This window comes from Cerasicoccus maritimus, from assembly GCA_031296935.1.
Lineage (GTDB): Bacteria > Verrucomicrobiota > Verrucomicrobiia > Opitutales > Cerasicoccaceae > Cerasicoccus > Cerasicoccus maritimus.
In genome coordinates, this window is the sequence record JAVDPD010000027.1 from 65,019 (window position 1) to 81,882 (window position 16,864).

Annotated in this window: 21 protein-coding genes and 1 tRNA gene; 18 read left to right on the forward strand and 4 right to left on the reverse strand. The window is 49.8% G+C overall.

Features of this window, described 5'->3' with window-relative positions; translation table 11 throughout:
- Positions 1-81: 81 nt before the first annotated feature.
- Complete coding sequence (locus tag RBB62_RS15875; RefSeq protein WP_309400019.1) at positions 82-426, reverse strand: hypothetical protein; 345 nt, start codon at positions 424-426, stop codon at positions 82-84.
- A 33-nt stretch (positions 427-459) separates the two neighbouring features.
- Positions 460-1,173, reverse strand: coding sequence for a hypothetical protein (locus RBB62_RS15880; protein WP_309400020.1), 714 nt, complete (start codon positions 1,171-1,173; stop codon positions 460-462).
- Between the two features lie 86 nt (positions 1,174-1,259).
- On the opposite strand from RBB62_RS15880, the gene RBB62_RS15885 reads away from it, so the two are divergent.
- The 16 genes from RBB62_RS15885 to RBB62_RS15960 all read left to right on the forward strand — a co-directional run bounded on the left by RBB62_RS15885 (position 1,260) and on the right by RBB62_RS15960 (position 13,453).
- A complete protein-coding gene (locus tag RBB62_RS15885; RefSeq protein WP_309400021.1) occupies positions 1,260-1,541 on the forward strand; it encodes a helix-turn-helix domain-containing protein in 282 nt (93 codons plus the stop codon).
- Between the two features lie 57 nt (positions 1,542-1,598).
- Positions 1,599-2,150, forward strand: coding sequence for a hypothetical protein (locus tag RBB62_RS15890; protein WP_309400022.1), 552 nt, complete (start codon positions 1,599-1,601; stop codon positions 2,148-2,150).
- A gap of 148 nt (positions 2,151-2,298) precedes the next feature.
- Positions 2,299-2,535, forward strand: a complete 237-nt coding sequence (locus tag RBB62_RS15895; protein WP_309400023.1) for a hypothetical protein — start codon at positions 2,299-2,301, stop codon at positions 2,533-2,535.
- A complete protein-coding gene (locus RBB62_RS15900; RefSeq protein WP_309400024.1) occupies positions 2,532-2,777 on the forward strand; it encodes a hypothetical protein in 246 nt (81 codons plus the stop codon). The genes RBB62_RS15895 and RBB62_RS15900 overlap by 4 nt, the downstream gene beginning before the upstream one ends.
- A gap of 178 nt (positions 2,778-2,955) precedes the next feature.
- A complete protein-coding gene (locus tag RBB62_RS15905; RefSeq protein ID WP_309400026.1) occupies positions 2,956-3,327 on the forward strand; it encodes a hypothetical protein in 372 nt (123 codons plus the stop codon).
- 251 nt (positions 3,328-3,578) lie between these two features.
- A complete protein-coding gene (locus RBB62_RS15910) occupies positions 3,579-4,088 on the forward strand; it encodes a DUF2924 domain-containing protein (RefSeq protein WP_309400028.1) in 510 nt (169 codons plus the stop codon).
- On the forward strand, positions 4,075-5,586 hold the full coding sequence (locus RBB62_RS15915) for a recombinase family protein (RefSeq protein WP_309400030.1): 1,512 nt from the start codon (positions 4,075-4,077) through the stop codon (positions 5,584-5,586). Before RBB62_RS15910 ends, RBB62_RS15915 begins: the two co-directional genes overlap by 14 nt.
- The gene (locus tag RBB62_RS15920; RefSeq protein ID WP_309400032.1) at positions 5,583-5,984 is read left to right on the forward strand and encodes a hypothetical protein; all 402 of its coding nucleotides are present in this window, start codon (positions 5,583-5,585) and stop codon (positions 5,982-5,984) included. The genes RBB62_RS15915 and RBB62_RS15920 overlap by 4 nt, the downstream gene beginning before the upstream one ends.
- 44 nt (positions 5,985-6,028) lie before the next feature.
- Complete coding sequence (locus RBB62_RS15925) at positions 6,029-6,532, forward strand: hypothetical protein (RefSeq protein ID WP_309400034.1); 504 nt, start codon at positions 6,029-6,031, stop codon at positions 6,530-6,532.
- Between the two features lie 91 nt (positions 6,533-6,623).
- Positions 6,624-7,037: a DUF4265 domain-containing protein gene (locus RBB62_RS15930; protein ID WP_309400036.1), complete on the forward strand. Its 414-nt coding sequence runs from the start codon at positions 6,624-6,626 to the stop codon at positions 7,035-7,037.
- A 126-nt stretch (positions 7,038-7,163) separates the two neighbouring features.
- Positions 7,164-7,814: a hypothetical protein gene (locus tag RBB62_RS15935; protein WP_309400037.1), complete on the forward strand. Its 651-nt coding sequence runs from the start codon at positions 7,164-7,166 to the stop codon at positions 7,812-7,814.
- A 163-nt stretch (positions 7,815-7,977) separates the two neighbouring features.
- A complete protein-coding gene (locus RBB62_RS15940) occupies positions 7,978-8,295 on the forward strand; it encodes a hypothetical protein (RefSeq protein WP_309400038.1) in 318 nt (105 codons plus the stop codon).
- 228 nt (positions 8,296-8,523) lie between these two features.
- Positions 8,524-9,684, forward strand: coding sequence for a LuxR C-terminal-related transcriptional regulator (locus tag RBB62_RS15945; protein WP_309400039.1), 1,161 nt, complete (start codon positions 8,524-8,526; stop codon positions 9,682-9,684).
- A 322-nt stretch (positions 9,685-10,006) separates the two neighbouring features.
- The gene (locus RBB62_RS15950) at positions 10,007-10,345 is read left to right on the forward strand and encodes a hypothetical protein (protein ID WP_309400040.1); all 339 of its coding nucleotides are present in this window, start codon (positions 10,007-10,009) and stop codon (positions 10,343-10,345) included.
- Positions 10,342-12,513: an ATP-binding protein gene (locus RBB62_RS15955; protein ID WP_309400041.1), complete on the forward strand. Its 2,172-nt coding sequence runs from the start codon at positions 10,342-10,344 to the stop codon at positions 12,511-12,513. Before RBB62_RS15950 ends, RBB62_RS15955 begins: the two co-directional genes overlap by 4 nt.
- Positions 12,514-12,922: 409 nt before the next feature.
- Positions 12,923-13,453, forward strand: a complete 531-nt coding sequence (locus RBB62_RS15960; protein WP_309400042.1) for a hypothetical protein — start codon at positions 12,923-12,925, stop codon at positions 13,451-13,453.
- Positions 13,454-13,477: 24 nt separating this feature from the next.
- Here the strand turns inward: RBB62_RS15960 and RBB62_RS15965 are convergent, their stop codons facing one another.
- On the reverse strand, positions 13,478-14,257 hold the full coding sequence (locus tag RBB62_RS15965) for an HTH domain-containing protein (RefSeq protein ID WP_309400043.1): 780 nt from the start codon (positions 14,255-14,257) through the stop codon (positions 13,478-13,480).
- A 142-nt stretch (positions 14,258-14,399) separates the two neighbouring features.
- On the opposite strand from RBB62_RS15965, the gene RBB62_RS15970 reads away from it, so the two are divergent.
- Entirely contained in the window at positions 14,400-15,335 is a 936-nt protein-coding gene (locus tag RBB62_RS15970; RefSeq protein ID WP_309400045.1) for a hypothetical protein, read from the forward strand.
- Between the two features lie 357 nt (positions 15,336-15,692).
- Here the strand turns inward: RBB62_RS15970 and RBB62_RS15975 are convergent.
- Positions 15,693-15,770: transfer RNA gene (locus RBB62_RS15975), tRNA-Pro, on the reverse strand.
- A 231-nt stretch (positions 15,771-16,001) separates the two neighbouring features.
- On the opposite strand from RBB62_RS15975, the gene RBB62_RS15980 reads away from it, so the two are divergent.
- Positions 16,002-16,864, forward strand: an 863-nt coding sequence (locus tag RBB62_RS15980; RefSeq protein WP_309400047.1) for a transposase, incomplete at its 3' end; no start/stop codon positions are given.

The following is a 16,864-nucleotide window of genomic DNA, read 5'->3' on the forward strand; positions in this document are numbered from 1 at the left end:
GATGACGCAGACAAATTCTTACAGTTCTTAGCCAGTAATCGGTGTGAAGTCTGCCTGCGCCATCCAAGAAGATCTCAAGGGCTAGTTGCACTGGATCGTGATCTTACCCACGGCTCGTTGGACGGTGCCTTCGCCTACTTTGCGCGTCTTGAACTGGCCCCGCGCATCGGGTCCGCCAACGTGTTTGGAAATGACAATCGTGTAGGGCGATTTGTGATTGCGGCCAAACATCGCGGTTATGATTTCAAACGGATTTTCTCCGCGTGCGATGCCGCCGCCCGAAATTTTTCGTCCATCGCCGCTGTAGATCTCGTATTGATGCGTTGTTTTGGGATCCGCACCCTTGAGGGTGACAGTGACATCGGCCTGCGCCAATATTGGCAGCGCCAGCAGGGAGAAGAGGATTAGGTATAATCGGTTATTCATTGTATTTTGTTGGTTGATGGTTGGTTTAGATGATTAGGATTCTGGAAAAGTAACCGTGACCGTGATCTGCTTGCCTGTGACTTTGGCCTCTACGGTGAGTCCGAATTCGCTGCTGCGATGCGTTTGGGTGACTGGGGCGCCATCATCATTAAGGAACTTCCAGCGAATCTGCTTGGATTGTCCTCGGCCCTGCTGCTCGCCGTATACATTATACGCCCAGTAGCCCGACTTACTGTCGGGGACCATTGGCTCGAGGGCGGTGATTCTTGTCGTTGGCCACCGAATCTGCTGCTGAGACCTGCGGTCAAACTCGATGGTAATGCTTTCCGAGACTGGCTTTCGTGGCCTGTGTTCGTGGCGATCCTGTGATTTGCTTCGAACGGGATTAAGCACAATGGTCTGAAACCCCGGATTGCGGTTGGGCCACGTTTGGGACCACTGCTGGACCTCGTAGCCCGGAGCGACAATTTTCAGATCGATCATTCGAGTGGGACTACTGCTTTTACCGAGACGGTAATTGTAGGGCTGTGTGTAGTTCTGATAGCGCTGCAACCGCGAGTAGGCATCCACGGTTCCAATGCCCTGATCGCCGAATGCGCGGTAGCTGGCTTCATCGGGATATTTCCAGTAAAACTGGGCGTCCTTGACGAGCCGTTCACGCTCATCGACTAATTTGAGAAAGAGATAGCCGGCCTGTGCAGATTGCAGAGTGAGGCCAAGAATCAGGATATACAGTAGGTGTTTCATAACATTGAGACCGTCTTCGGACGGTGCTTAATCACCTTCTGTGGATGGTGTTAAGGGCGTCGCTTGTCGAGTATTATTTTCGGCATTTGGAAGATTATCACTACAAACTCGCCGAACGTCTTAAATCCTTACGCCTCTCCGCAAAGCTCACTCAAGAAGGTGTCGCTGAGATGGCGTCTTTAAGCTATAAGCATTACCAGTCACTGGAAGCGGGCCGGAAAAAAGACGTGAAGCTATCATCCTTGGTCCAATTGGCTCGCGCCTTCGAACTGGAGCCCTGGGAGCTGTTGTATCCTGACCAGCCGGTGCTCTCGCCATCATTTTTGCGCCGGGTGCAGCGGTTCGCATCCAAACGAACTAAGAGCTGATTATCGGGTGGCGCCTGTACGGTGAAACCCTGCGTTGATAACATCCGCTTTATTTGCATGAAGCACGCGAGGGAAATTCTGGATGACATCTTCGGGCAACTGGATCCAGCAGTCCTGCGCAGGTATATTGACGAGCCACTGCGGGATGCCATTGCGGCGCTCGACCTCGAGGTGGAGTCCACGTACACGGGCTTCACGAAACTGCTAATAAGGATTATTCGAGTTTTTGTTCCATCGGTTGATGATGCTTCAGCCTTGGCCCAAGCCCGTGTATGGCTCAATGAGAAGCCCGGTGGGTTTGATCTCGCACTGCTGGAATTTCTGGAGGGCGGCTCCATTGTGATGGAGAGCATTACTCAGCGATTGCTCGTCTGCGCCATCGCACAGAAGCGGAAGCGATATGAACGCAGTGTGTTCGCCATTCACCTTGCGCCGTTGAACTGGCAAGAGCGACTCGACCTTGTCCGGGAATGCAAACGTCGATTTGATCTGCCTGGTGATCTCGCGGGGCGTCCTGACTGGTGTTTGGTTGAGTCAGTGGAGGAGCTGATTGCGGTCTGTTGCGTTTTTCCAATCCCGACATTGAGGAATTCCATTTTCTTCGGATAAACGGGCAACTGAATTTCAATATTCAGGAAGTGGATTGTTCCTCTGCTATTGTCTCATGTCTGTGGCCCGGGAGCTCACGTGTGCATCATCGTTCACGGGAGGTGTCGATGATGCCCACATAAGCCTGGGCGTCACAGAGAACATACAAATGACGAACTACCACATCCATCAGATAATTGAATACCTGCTTAGCCAGGTTGAGTTTCCCTTCGACAGCATTGATGTCGAGGAGTCGCTTGATGACGTATTGGTCCATTTCGGGATCGATGAGACATTCACCGCAGTGGAAGAGGCCGAAATCAGGCGGTATATCCTGCCGCGAGGCATCAACTTCCAGATCAGTGAAATGCAGCGCCTGCGGCAGCAATGGCAGGTGGGCGCATGAAGAAGAAAGTCGTCATCGAAATCACCGATGGGCATCGCTACGATTCAAGTGTGAAGGGCGGCAAAGCTTTTACCTCGGTCGATTACATGGCATCCACTTATGGCGCGGCATGTCCTTGCGACTGGGAAGGGGAGGTGGCCGAAGCGGTTGCACGCTCACAGCAAGATATTCGGGCAAATGGCGATATTCCGGTGGTGCAAGATAAACGCATTACGTTGCTGCGGTATTTGGGGTCGGGATAATGGTTACCGCCGTGGATTCAGTTCGTTACACAATTAGCTGTCTGAGCGCTTGTCTTACCAAGAGTAGACAAGCGACAGGGTAGCAGTCGCCTATGAGGTAAATAGCAACATGGGTTCAAGAATTGGATATAGAGTAAAATGCAATACAGATAGATCGCAGATCTTGCGAAAACAATGGATGTCGAGCATCCAGACACTGGTGGTTGATATGTGGAATGCGCTTGGCGGCAAGCCTGACAATGGCGCTCAGGCAATCCGTGGTGATTTAGGGTTTGATCGTGCATTCGCCGCGATGGTTGGGGTTGGCTACCATGCTCCCTTTAACTCGATTGAGAAAGATACGAGGTGTGACATTTCAGATAATGGCCTGATCGAAGTCGACATCAGTCAATTCGATACTTGGAAAATCTACCACATTGAGATCGGATGGTTGGGTGATGATGATGGTAAAGAGGGCATGCGAACCTTGATTGGTGAGATGTCGATTGATGGGTTTTCGTGGGAAATTTCAGAGCGTGAACTCGATAACTTAGGCGAAGGGCTGTTTTAGCCTTACCCGCTTTTTCTTATTTTTCGTGAAACGCGCTCATAACCGCTGCCGCTGTTGTTATGTAACCATCCAAGTACGCGTGAACAGCAAGAACCATCAACCATCCTCGGACCCCAAGGCGCCTCACGTGCGTCAGGTGGTCGCAAAAATTCTGGTGAAGGTGCTGAAGCGACAGTTAAGCCAGAAATAATCCAAACAGGTGCAGAGAAGACTTGTCTTCCCTTTTCACCTATGGCCCTACAACACCCATCATGAAAACTGGAGAATTGATTAATGTTGAGACAATGACCAGCGAGTTGGCCTCGATGGGGATGTCGGATATTCGGGAGCGGTTCGCGGGGTATTATGGGTATACGCCACAGACTCGCAACAAGGCGCATCTGGTGGCGAAGATCCTGTGGGCGGCGCAGCGTGAGTCATTGGGTGACATCAGCGAGGCAGCGCGCCAGAAGGCCTACGCGATTGCCGATGACCGTGATGTGAAGGAGCGTTTCCCGCGCATCCAGCAAGTCGCTGCTCCAAATGGAGATGAGTCGATGACGTTGAGCTATCGCCCGGAGGCCCAGATGACGCCCGGCTCGGTGCTGCGTCGTCAGTATCAGGGGCGGGACATTCGAGTGCTGGTGCTCGAAGAAGGTTTTGAGTGGGACAGCCGCTGGTTCAAATCGCTCTCGGCGATTGCCCGTGAGGTCACCGGTACCCGCTGGAATGGCAAATTGTGGTTTGGACTGAAAAAAGGAGGTTCCCGTGAACGCAGCTAATGACATTATCCCGGTCGCGATCTATACGCGCAAATCCACCGATGCCCATATCGAACGCGAGGTACACTCCTTGTCGGTCCAGCAGGCATCCGCTGAAAGTTTCATTGAGTCACAGAAGCATCGCGGCTGGCGCTGTCTCGAAGAGCATTTTGACGACAACAATGTCTCCGGTGGCACGCTGGAGCGTCCGGCGCTTAACCGCCTCATGGAGCGTATTCGGGAGGGCAAGGTCAAGGTGGTGGTCATCAATCGTCTCGACCGCATCTCGCGCAGTCTGGTGCAGTTTCTCGAACTCACAGAGTTTTTCGAAACACATGGCGCCTCCATCGTCAGCGTCACTCAGAATTTCAATACGGGCGATTCCATTGGCAAGTTGCTCCTGCACATTTTGATTTCTTTTGCGGAATTCGAGCGGGCGCTTATTCGCGAGCGGGTGACCGAGCGCATGCACGCCGCGCGTCGTCAGGGGCGTTTCGTGGGTGGGCGTCCGGTCCTGGGGTATTCGATCAAGCCCGGAGGCGGCGAACTCATAGTCGACGATCTGGAAGCGGTTCGCGTGTGCGATATGTTTGCGTTGTATCTGGAACTCGCCTCCCTGAAAGCGACGGTGCGCGAGTGCAAGCAGCGGGGCTGGAAGAATAAGAAGTGGGTGACCCGTCAGGGCAAGGTGATGGGCGGCAATGATTTTTCTGTTAATGGGCTGCACAAGCTGCTGACCAACCGTCTGTATTTGGGGGAGATTGCGTTTCAGGGCGAAGTGTTTCCCGGCAAGCATGAAGCGATTGTGGACTCAGAACTCTTTGATGCGGTGCAGGCGCAGCTTGCCTCAACTTCCTTGACCGAGGAAAGCCGCAAGCGTAACCGGCATGCCGCTTCGCTCAAAGGGCTGCTCCATTGCACCGCGTGTCATGCGCCCTTCGTGCATACCTATACCCAGAAGCAAGGGCGTCAATATCGCTATTATACCTGCCGTCATAAGCGTGATGAGGGACCGCACGCCTGTCCGTCTCCCTCGCTACCCGCTGGCGAAATCGAGTCACTGGTCGCTCAGCAACTCTTGGCGGTTGGATGTGATGCGGAGCTCCAGGATCTCGTGTATCAGCAACTCACCGAAGCCGCCCAGCAGGATCAAGAAAAGCGCCAGAAGCAGGAGAAGGCTGCTCGTCAGCAGCTTCGCCGGATCCGTGAGGAACTTAAGCAGTCGGAGGAATTGGAGGCGCCCTTGCCGATGGTGCGGCATCTTCAGGCGCAGGAACGCGAAATCGTGGCGCTGCTGCAAAGCTTCGATGAACCCGAACCGCTGCCGTCCAAGGAAACCATCGTCGCCATGCTCCGTGATCTGCAGTCCCTCTGGCCATCCTTCAACGCTCAGGAGCGGTGCGATTTTACGCAGGCCCTGATTCGTCAGGTCGAATTTGACGCGGAAGGTGGCAAGGTGACCTTGCACTTTAGCGATGCCGGACTGGTCCGGGGACTGGAAATGGAGGCCGCGTCATGAGCTCAGTAACCTTGGATATTCATCTGGCTCTGGGACGCTGCGGGCATCAGCGCATTCGCCCGGGAAAAAAGCCCAAATCCGCGAAACCGACTCGCCTGCCTCGAGTCACGAGGCTGATGGCGCTGGCCATCAAGTATGGCGATATGCTGGATCAGGGAGTCGTCAGTAATCAGGAGGGGCTTGCACGGCTGGCGGGCGTGGATCGCAGTCATGTCTCGAGAATCCTGCGGCTGCGACTGCTGTCTCCCGAGATCCAGGAATGGCTCCTCAACTTGCCTGAAACCACTGAAAGCAGGGATCCTGTGACATGGGAGCAGCTGGATGAGTTGATTCGGATGCCATCGTGGCAGTCGCAACGCGAATCGCTTCAGCAGTTGGGAGTCGTTCTGCACCAGTAATTAGCCGCCAAACTTATAAGGCGCCCTCGGGCGATTCACATGCTATGGAAAATGCTATTGAACAACGGATCAAGCGACTGCGTCGGCAAAGTCTTACCGAGGAGATGGCGAACCGGCCCGATGAGTTTGGCTGGTGGATTGTAGCCCAATACGGGGAAGAGCTTTTGTTTCGCAATGATCCATCGCTCTTTGCCGATGCGGCGAAGTATGTGGAACAACTGGCCAGCTACCTGAACTGGGACTATCATGGTGTGCTGCATCAAGTGCGGGAAAATTACCTGCTGTATCTACAGGTCCGGGCGGATCGGATTGGCTCCGAGGAGCGGGACTCAACGCAAGGGCAGTTCATCGGCTATGCCATCGGCGCCCGTGGGTATGCGAGCAAGGTGGTGGAGGCGCTGGATGATCATCTCGGGCTGGAGCCTGAGGGCATAAAAGCGCAAGACCTCCGGGTCGTGAGTAAGTTGTATGACCGGTTGCATGAAATCCATGAATTGATTGAGCCCTATGGTTACGGCCTTGAGCGAAGCGAGTTACCTTCGACGTAGACTGAATGTCGTCATCGGATTTTTTTGGAGCCCTGGCTGCTCCCACTGATCGGCCGCAAAACTGATAATAATCCCATCGTCATGCCTTGGTATGGCGAATCCATTAGAAAAGATACTTGTTTACTTGCCCAACAGTTACCCCATCGCATCGGAATCATTCTGGGCTGCGGCTTTGGGCAATGAGCTGTACCGTTTGGAGAACGTGCCGTTCTTTGCTTACGGACTCAATTTCAAGGATGTTGTGCTGGCGACGCCCAATCGTGGCGACCCGCGGCCCGAAATCAGGAAAGTGGTCACTCCGAGTGGACACAAGACATGCCGGGTCTTATTTTCTGACGCTACTTCACGCTCGAAGCAGTCGGAGCTTCTTGACCAATTGGCGCCATGGGGCGGATTGTTCGAACGGGCTAATGACAGCTATGTCGCAATCGATATCCAGCCGGATGGGGATTATGCGGCCATTTACAGCCAGCTCGAAAGGTATGCGGTGCAACAATACCTCTAATTCGAGACGTGCGAGGCCAGAGCCGAGGGGCGTTTCGATGATTATCCGGGAAGCATCGATGGCCTGAATTAGTGCGGGAAATTGCACTGGTCAGTTTGTATTCTTATGATATGAAATTTGACTCCTATGGCAAATGGAGCTGAGGCATCGCCATGTGGGCTTTTCCCGCATGACCTGGTTATTTTTCGTGAGCATTTCCTGGCAATCGAGTCCGACTTCGTGCGCACACTCCCATTTGTTGAGGTCTGTGATGCCAACAATGGGACATACTCGCTCGAATATATGAAGATCCTATTGGCGGCTGGAGCAGAGGTGGACATCCTGACGCGATATCTGGCCAAGCATTTGGACCCTGATCCTGAAAAGGAGTATCGGCGCCTGGATAAAAAAGGAGAAGTTATCCTGAAGAACTTCCCCAATATCGGGATGTGCCATGTGTTGCCTGCGAATAAGATGCGCGTTAAGGCCAGCCAAATAGTCATTGCGCCTTGGTCTGATTGGGATGGAAATGAGGATGGCGAACTTGATTGTCAGCCCCCACGTTGGTGGACCGCATATAACGACGTAAAACACGATCGCGGAAATAGTTTCAGTAGCGCCACGCTATGGAATGCCATGTCAGCAATGGCTGCTTGGCTAGTTGTGTTACTTTACCTTGAGCGAATCATTACTCAAGATGTGGTAATGTTTGACACACAGTTCTTCAGGATGAACGGAATGAATTCTCGACGAATTATGGCGCGTCCCCAAGAGTTTCTCCCCGATTTTAGGATATAACTGTCAGTGTCATTACATAGATTGTTTTCGGCCTGCTAGCAAGAGAGTCTCAGCGTAAGCGTTTTTTTGGGGCTTGGAATTATGTAGTGTGCTGCCACTAGGGTTTGCGGTTATGCTGCGAAGCCGGAAGGTATATAAAGCTTAGTTACTTTCTAGGATAACTATGGCATACAGATTATCCCATGAGCAGCTTGTGGATTTGGTGCGTGACATCTTGCGATACCGGCGGGTGACCGTTGGGTATCGGCAGAAGCTCAAATTGCTGATGGGGCAGGTGCCTGATCCAGCGACAGCGATGCTGCTTATCATGCGATGCCGTGAACAGCGGGAACGCGAGGCTTTGCTGCGTCAGATGAATCCAGCCCAGCGAATACGGGCGATGGAACAGAACGACTTAAAAGTAGTAGACTCGATGATGGCTCCGATTAGTCCAGAGATGATTGTTGAGGAGTCGATGCATCCCCGGACGTCCATTCCATGATGATTCCATGCTCCTAGTGCGGGCTGATAGTTCTGTGCAGCGCACTGAAATTTTGGGGGACTAAGTTCAAAATAGGGCCATTTTCTTGGATTTACCGTGCTAGCACGGTGTGTTTTTTAGCATAAATGAAAAAATAGTTTGATTTGCTGTAAATTGGGTAGTGATGTCGAAAATACCCTGATGAGGCACACTACTGACAGCATCGCGAACCGGTTTGGCATCAGTCACATGGCTGCACGCGTGTTGTTGGATTTGAAACTGCGGATCACTGATAGGTCCTTATCGGCAACGGAGATGTATGCCGCTATCATGGAAGAACTCAGTCAGGTGATTCCCAACGATTGGGCTTCCATTGGCGTTTTGGCTCCGGGACGGAAATTGATTGGGGCGATGACCTATCCAGCGGTTAATTTTGATTTTGATGTCGTGGTGCCCGCCTTGGATGAAACGATTCATGAGCAAAAAATGCTCTGTGAGATTGAAGCTTCCAATTATAGCGTTGCGCCTCACCACCTGGACTACGCGTTCCGGTCTCGTGGTCTTAATTATCTGGAATCCGGCATCTATCGTGAAGCCTACCGGCTCTTGGACTGTCGTGACCAGATTGGGATGGTGATTCACAATGAGGATGTGCGGGAGGTCTATGGTTCGACTCCGTGCTGGGTATTTCTGAATTTTATACGAGCTAATCGAACATTTACTGCTCTAGGTGGATCAGATGATGTTGAGGAGTACGGACGCATTCTGGTGGCCTGCTATCGACTGATTCTGAGTCGCAAAGCGATTAAGCAGATTCTGGCCAAGTTCAATCGGGAGCTCTACGCCAAACAGCGAATCGTTGATGCATTGAATCAGGAAGGAACATATTACGATTGGCATGACTGCCCTGATGTGCCCTTTGCCGGAGAGCTTTTCGATTACATCAAGCAGGTTGGCGGCAGTGAACTCGCTCAGTGGGTGAAAGCTCAGGTGTTGGTTCGCCAGCATGATGGCATTACAGATTTTCAGCGCTATGCGCAGAATGAGCGCATGGTTACCCTATCTGGCGGTGAATCCCATATGCTCCGACTATATCAGTTTATTGACCAGTCGGGATTCGTGACGCGGTTAGCAATCAACGGCCACAATGGCGCTACAAGAAAAAGGATGAACGATACTCTAAAGAAAGTGATTGCTGGCGTGAGCCTTGGCTACGCCAACGAAGCTATCGCAAGAAAACTGGGCCTCAGCACGCGCACTGTGGAGTCGTATATTTCCGATGTGCAAAAGAGTCTGGGCATTCCCGGTGATGACTACAATAAGCGCGTCGTGTTGGCGCTTCATTTTCAGAATGATCCCGAGATTCAGCGGGAAGCTATGGCTCTTCGTTCAAAAATTAAGGACTCATGAAATGAAATCTCTAAGGATTAAGCAGCGTTTTAAAATCTTTTCAATAAGGTTAATCCGAACATACAAGCGCTACAGACGTTGGTCATCATTAAAGCGTATAAGCAATTTAAATTTCATCCAAAAGTTAAATGTCTGGCTCTTGATCTACCCATTGCTTGTATCGATTAACGCTTATGTTTCCTCGCTGACGGAGGGCAGCGTAACCATCGCTTTACCGATCGCATGGCTCTCAATTTATTTATCGTGCATTTTATTTTTAATAGGGAACTCTGTTTTTAATACCTTCTGTCCTCCGTTAATTAAATTTTCGAATTTTGAGAATATGAAAGAAATTGATATTTCATTTTCCAAGGTTATCGAAGAAATTATTGCCTTCCTGAGAGGTCCGGAAAATAAGGAGCATGAAAATTTCTATATTGAAATAGAAAGCGCTTACGGGGTGAGCAGGTATGACAATATTGAAGACATCTCCCATGCGATCAGAATCGCCAAAATAGAACCCGCAATTATGGAGAGGTTATATCAGTCTTCACTTAATGTGGTTGATTTAAGGAATGGATTTAGTGCGAATGTCGTGGCTATGGTTTACATAATGGCGATTATCTTGTTTTTCGTCTATGCTGCTTCATCGTTTATATTAACAATCATTAAGACAGTATGAACGACTACCTTGAAAAAAATTGCTTTACAGAAAAGTATGAGTCGAAATGGTATGCGAATGGAAGAATAGCAGATTTTCGATCTGAGGAACTCACAGAATTTGAAGACCTAATTGCTAGTATTTTTGGGCATCCACGTGCGATCTTCGACCGCCCTAGTGATATAAAATCCAAAACCACTAGTCATTTTTTCAACTGCATATTGAAGTCAAAGATTTGTAAAGGAATTCGCCACGATTTGGGCACAGTGGAATTGAGTCCTGAACAATTCTCGAAAGTCCTTTTCCAGAAATCTCCTCCTATCGGAAGGAATGAAATTGTGTTTCTAGTTGGAACGGTTGGAACGGGTAAGACAACACTTATCAATAGATTAATTTCGGTAGAATTTCGAAATTTAGTTGATTCGAATGATTTGTTTTTTGTTCGAATTGACATCGAGTCTGTTCATGGCAGGCGACTGCCAACAGTAAATAAGCTGATATTGGCAATTGGTAATAAAATTAAAGATATTCTAAGTAAGCCAGGGGTTTTGCGTAATAATTATCGTGATTGTCGAGACCCGTTTAATGATCTTAAGCGCCTTTTGGATGGCGCAAACCCAGAATGCGATACGGATTGCAGGCAGGTTCTGGATAGAGTACAAGAGATACTTAGGAGGATCAGGCAAAGAGGCAGAAAAATCTACATAATTTTAGACAATATTGACTATATTTGTTACTTAAATTCGCCGAGAATCATTTCGGAGAATGACAAAACCGATGGAACAGGAGAGGCTGATCATTTCACTTGCTTTCGAGATTTTTTAGAGAAGTTTTTTGCAGAGGATCAGCTTGCTAGACTTAGTAGTACGATTGTTATTGTCGGTAGGCCAGAGACTTATAATCCACTGAAAGCGATAATGACCACCTCATGGGAAGATTTCTCTGAGCGGTCAGAATGTTACGCGATAATCCCGCCGAGCGAAGTAGATTACTTGGAATCTAAGGTTAAAATGCTTGAATATTATAAAGAGCATGAAGCCATAGTTAGTGCCGAGAATATGGAGCGGATTAATCGCCTGATCGATGTGATTAACAAAAATATCGAAGGCGATAGCGATATGCCGCTTTTTCTATCTTATATTAAGGGTGTTTCGCGATTTGGATACAGAGAAATAGTTAAATATTTCATCGAGGCCATTTGGTCTGCCGGAGATGATTTGCTATATGATAGCAAGAAGGAAAACTTCCTGTTTAATCGATTCGTAAAGTCTTACCCGGTAGGTATGATCTATTACATGCTTGATGGTAATATACTATTTGAGCAGTTCAAATCTTACTTTTGTAATGTATTTTTAGTGAATATCATTCCGAGTAGAGCAATCCCTGGTCATGTGCTTAGTCATCCGCACAGTTATTTGCTCAAGTGGCTAATTGTCAGTTCATGCATGGCAAAGCCATACAGCACCATTGATGAACTCGTTACGGATATGTGTTCCGGTAAAGGCTATTCGGAAAATATGGTTCTAGCTTCACTAAATAGCATGAGTGATGCAAATTCATGCAATGTAATGACTTTTGACAGAGAGGTTATTACCAGATGTGCGGATAAATCAGAGAGTTTCTCATTTATCTACAGACACTTAGCGGTTTCGGAAAGAGGACGCTTTTTATTTGATAAGATAATAAGCAGATTCTTCTACCTGCAATTGATTATTGATGATCCAAACCTTCCCTTACCCAGAGCGTTCAAGAGGCCTCCCTTTAACTTCAAGTATGCCTGGCAAGAAGATGATGAGCCAATGCACTATGGATACATAGCTCGAAAAGACCCCCACAGATATATGCTCGGGCTTTGCGCAATGATTGAAAGAAAAGCTTATCAAGTGTTGTGCTTTGTCGAGTTACTGAAGGAATGCTACGCCCTTGAGATGGAAATCTACCCTGATGCCTTTAAGAGGGCTATGGATAGAATCACTAGTAATGATGATTCAAATCAAATATTTGCACCAAACCTAGATAGCTATCTTGAGCAGGTGAAGTCTGAGCTATCCGATCTTGAGGACAAATTATCGGGAAATCTAGACCTTAGCAATGTCTATGAACGCTTTAACAAAGATAGAGCACACATCCCTGCTGCCGCATCTACTCTGTATCAGAGGAATTGGCGATCACGTAGGTCAGGTCTATAATCTTCTCAATGTTATACGATATCGGTATTATACTGCTGCTGGAATCATGACTATCGTTCGCGTAAAGGACTAATCCCCCAACGCTATGTAAAAGCGGACTTTCTATCCGGTCATATTCTAGCGGTTTAATTAGCTCCAAGCCAAGAAATCCCATATTTAGGCGACTGCCCATTGAAGTTCGTTCCATGATTGCGCACGCCCAACGTCGACCTTCGTATTCGCTACATTTATCAGCAAGCATTCTCTCAGCAGACTCGTAGTCTAAGTCTTGATATGTTTTCTTCGATTCCATGCTTGGAGAAAAATTATATACATTTAAAAATGTTATCGAATACCATGTGTTCAGGAGTCACCAATTACCCACTGATCCGAGGACAAGTTTATCAAGCAGTCATGCCACCACCACGGTATGGTAGACAGTATCGAAACGATCATGAAACACATGATGCAACCACGCATCGTGAAAGAAATCGCCTCAAACCCTCATGAATCGGAGTGGTGGATGGCCGCACACTACGCCCGGTCCCAGATGGCCGATCAAACGCCAATGGCTGAGGATTGCAGACGAATCGTTGGTTACTTGCATGGCGAGGTTGACGCGCCATACATGAGCGAAACCAAGCTCATTACCGAGACGCGTGACCAATTTCTCCAGCACCTCGATGAACTGGCGGATCAACTCTCTGAATCTACAAAGATGCCAGAGTCCGCTGAAAACCCGCTCCGGGAGCAGTTCTTCGCATACGTTAACCGAGCTGGCTACAAGGCTGGTAAAGTGAATGCCGCTCTGGCGCTCAATCTCGGGATGAATTCTGAGAGGATCGGTATTGCGGATGTTGAGTTTGCCGAGGGTATGCACGCCCAAATCGATTCCGTGTATACGGCGATGTATTCGGCGTATGCTGAAATGATCGAGCGGGAGCAGGAACGTTTCAGGTAATGTCTTTCCTGATGCGGGATGGCGTTAGATGATACCCTTGTCTTTCATGACTTGAGCCACAATCCGATTCTTAAAATCAGGATTCTCGGCCTGTATGTATTCGACAGCAGCTAAATCATCGCCGCGTTTGCGATTCTGACGGGGCTCAAGGGCCTCGATTAGGATTGCTTCCAAGGCAGGTATGAGTTTCTGAGAATCGAAACTTTCTGGCATGGTGCCAAGCGTACCTTTTTCTGAAACTGGAAGTAGTCCAAACCATGAGAAACGATCCCAACGAGCCGCCATACGATCAAGAGTGTGGTCATAAAGTCGGCGACCAAGTGAACGTTCGGTGGCTCGGCCAACGTAAATGACTTCACGGCCATCGTAGAGTAAGTAAATCCCGAGCTGGCCAGCAAAGTTCACCGAATCAGCTCCAGTGTCCTGCATCCCAAGGATCTTTGGCTTTGATGACCATTCGATTGCCTCTCGTCGCCAGAACATGCCAAATGAACTGATTACCGCATACTGTTCTTCCTCTGCGTCCTCTTTGCTGGATAGAGCATGATCGCGCTCAACCCTGGAGGTCACCTTTTTGGTTAACCCAAAAATACCTCGTCCCGTTCTAACATAGGGGGAGGCATCGCCCAATTTTTTGATTGAGCTGCTGATCTGTGTATTGACGGTAGCTGCTGGGGTCGCTCCCAAGTTTTTGCGAAGTCCCTCGGATCGAATCCGTTCAGCAATTTCTTTATAGTGAAGTGGCTCTGGCGATGCGGATAGGACCTTGTCGATTGCTTTCTTCCAAGTCAGTTCTCTGCTCATGATTCCCAATGGTTTAAAGGCATTCTTGCGGCAGGGGAATTGGGGGCAAGAAAGTTTCTCCCGACTTTACATCATCGCTTATCAGCGGCTAGTTTGTTGAGCGAATGACATATCCAGGCAAGCATCCATCGACTCTCGGCTCATGAAAGTATTCACAGCGCTATCTTTGTTTCCTGCATTGAGCGTTAGCCTGATGGCAACGCCTGGGTTCGATGCGTTTGACCTGAGCTTTACGCTATTTGGCAATACGAACTTGAGTTTTGCCCGCTCAGCAGTCGCCGAACAATACACCGAGAATTTCTCGGTCAGCTCTCAGGATCAGGATGACTTTGACATCCCCATCGATTTTGGCGTTGAGAAATACGAATCCCGAGCAGGCTGGAGTGGAAATTGGACTCAACACTTTGAGGAAACTGAAACCGGCGTGACCCTAATCATTGAAGGGAGCTTGGATCCCGACAACAGCGCTTCCGTTACAACCGATTTTGAGCAGATTGCCGCCTCAGGCACAATGAATGGCTTTCTTGCGCTAGGCATTAGGCCCTCGTATCCCACTGCATACAGTGCTGAGATTGAAGTGACTGCTGGCGATGGGTCTTACTACAGCATTGGGGTTAGTGTGGATAATAACATTGCCGGTCGGAATTCCATCGAGTTAGAGGAGGTTCCTGGCAACACCACACGCTCAATCAATGGCAGGTTGCCTCGTGGGGATTCGATGATTCAGTTCCAGATTCAATCTGACGCCTATGCCGAATTTGTTTCCAATCGAATCCCGCCTGAGATTGTCGAGCTTGGAGCCCCGGTCGAATTTCGGTTGATTTTGTCATTGCAGCCCGATTTTGCGTTTGTTCCGCCTACTCCAACAGTAGCTATCAGCTTGGTGAATGAGTCGATTCTCCTGGATATGCAGAACCTGACACCAGGCTATGGCTACAGTGTGTATTGTTCGCGAGATTTATCCAATGACTCTTGGGAGGAGGTGTTTTCATTCGATGCGTTCACTACCAGCTTAAAGCAGTTCTTTGTGTTGCCCGATGACTGGGATCGAGCCTTTTACCGGGTGGTGATCGAGTGAACGGGCGTCGAGAGATTGTCCAAGATTCAGAGAGACAATCTGACCCAACTGCCTCAAAAACCCTCAAGGGAGGAAGGATACTATAGTTCGTAAGCTTATCCTGAAAGCCACTCCAGCGGGGAAATAACAGGGGAGGAAGGAGTGGAGAAACGGAGAGCGAACGGAGAATTCTGCCCACCAAACGGAGAAAATTGCAGATTTAGCTGCTTAGAAACATCACGATTTGTCGTAAACGGAGAATTTGAGAGCCGCCAATCCGAATCCACAAAGCATTGACAATCATGCTGTTTAGCAGCTACTGTTGTCTCTGTCGAAACAAGGGACTAACCCCTTTCAAAAGTTCGCATTAGAAATTTATGGTCGGGGCGGAGGGATTCGAACCCCCGACCCTCTGCTCCCAAAGCAGATGCGCTAGCCAGGCTGCGCTACGCCCCGATCAAATGTAAACGCGGAATATGGGTAGTTGGGCTATAGGGTGCAAGTCATAATTTCACGCTTTTTTGCGTTATGCTGATTACTGACCCGAATGGCGCTAAGATTTGGTCCCTAATCGTTGATTTTACGGACATGAAGCTCGCCCTTACAGCGTCCTATTAGTAGATTGCTTGTGTGAGCAAAACAAAATACCTTCCAGGACTTCACTTGCTGTGTGGGCGAGCCAAATTGATGCCGAGCCATCGGCTCCACAAAGAACTTAACCATCTGCGTGGCGGCGGTGGCGGTCAACTGCAAAGCCTTTTCGGCGAGGATATCACGCTTCCGCCGGGTGGTGGTTATCGTCGTGTATTTGATCGCAGCACCACGTTTTGGACTTTTCTCAATCAAGTGCTCCTTGGTGGTTCTTGTCGTGAGGCCACGCGTGAGGTGCAGGCCCATCGTGAGTCCGATGGGCAGCGGCCGATCAGCTCGGCAAACTCAGCTTACTGCCAAGCGCGGGCGCGTTTGCCCTTATCGTGGATCGAGCAGGAGGGCGAGCGCGTGGCCCAGCAGTTGCAACTTAGCTCGCGCTGGGACTGGCGAGGTCGGCGCGTGCTCTTGGCCGACGCCACGAGTTGCCAGCTTGCTGATAGGTCTCTGAACCAAGCCGCCTATCCTCAACCAGGCAGCCAGCAGCCGGGCTGCGGCCATCCAGTCATGCAGCTCTTGGGCGTCTTTGATCTGGGCAGCGGCGCGTTGCTATCTTGGGAAAAGAGCCCTTGGAACGTGGGCGAAGCCAGCCTGTTTGAGACCGCCGTAATGCCGCAGATTGGCGCCGGAGATGTGCTGGTGGGCGACCGCGCCTACGAGTCCTATCGTTGTCATGCCTTCTTGAAGATGCGCGGCGCAGAGTCAGTCATCCGCCTGCACCAACGTCGCAAATGTCCCCTCCGGGCCAACCAACGCGAAGCCATCACCACGATCAAGCGCCCGGCTCAACAAAGCAACCACTGCACCCGGCAGGAATGGTTGGCCATGCCCGAGGAGCTCACCCTGCGCTTCGTGCGCGTGAACCTTGCCCGCCCGGGCTTCCGCACCAAGGAACTCACCGT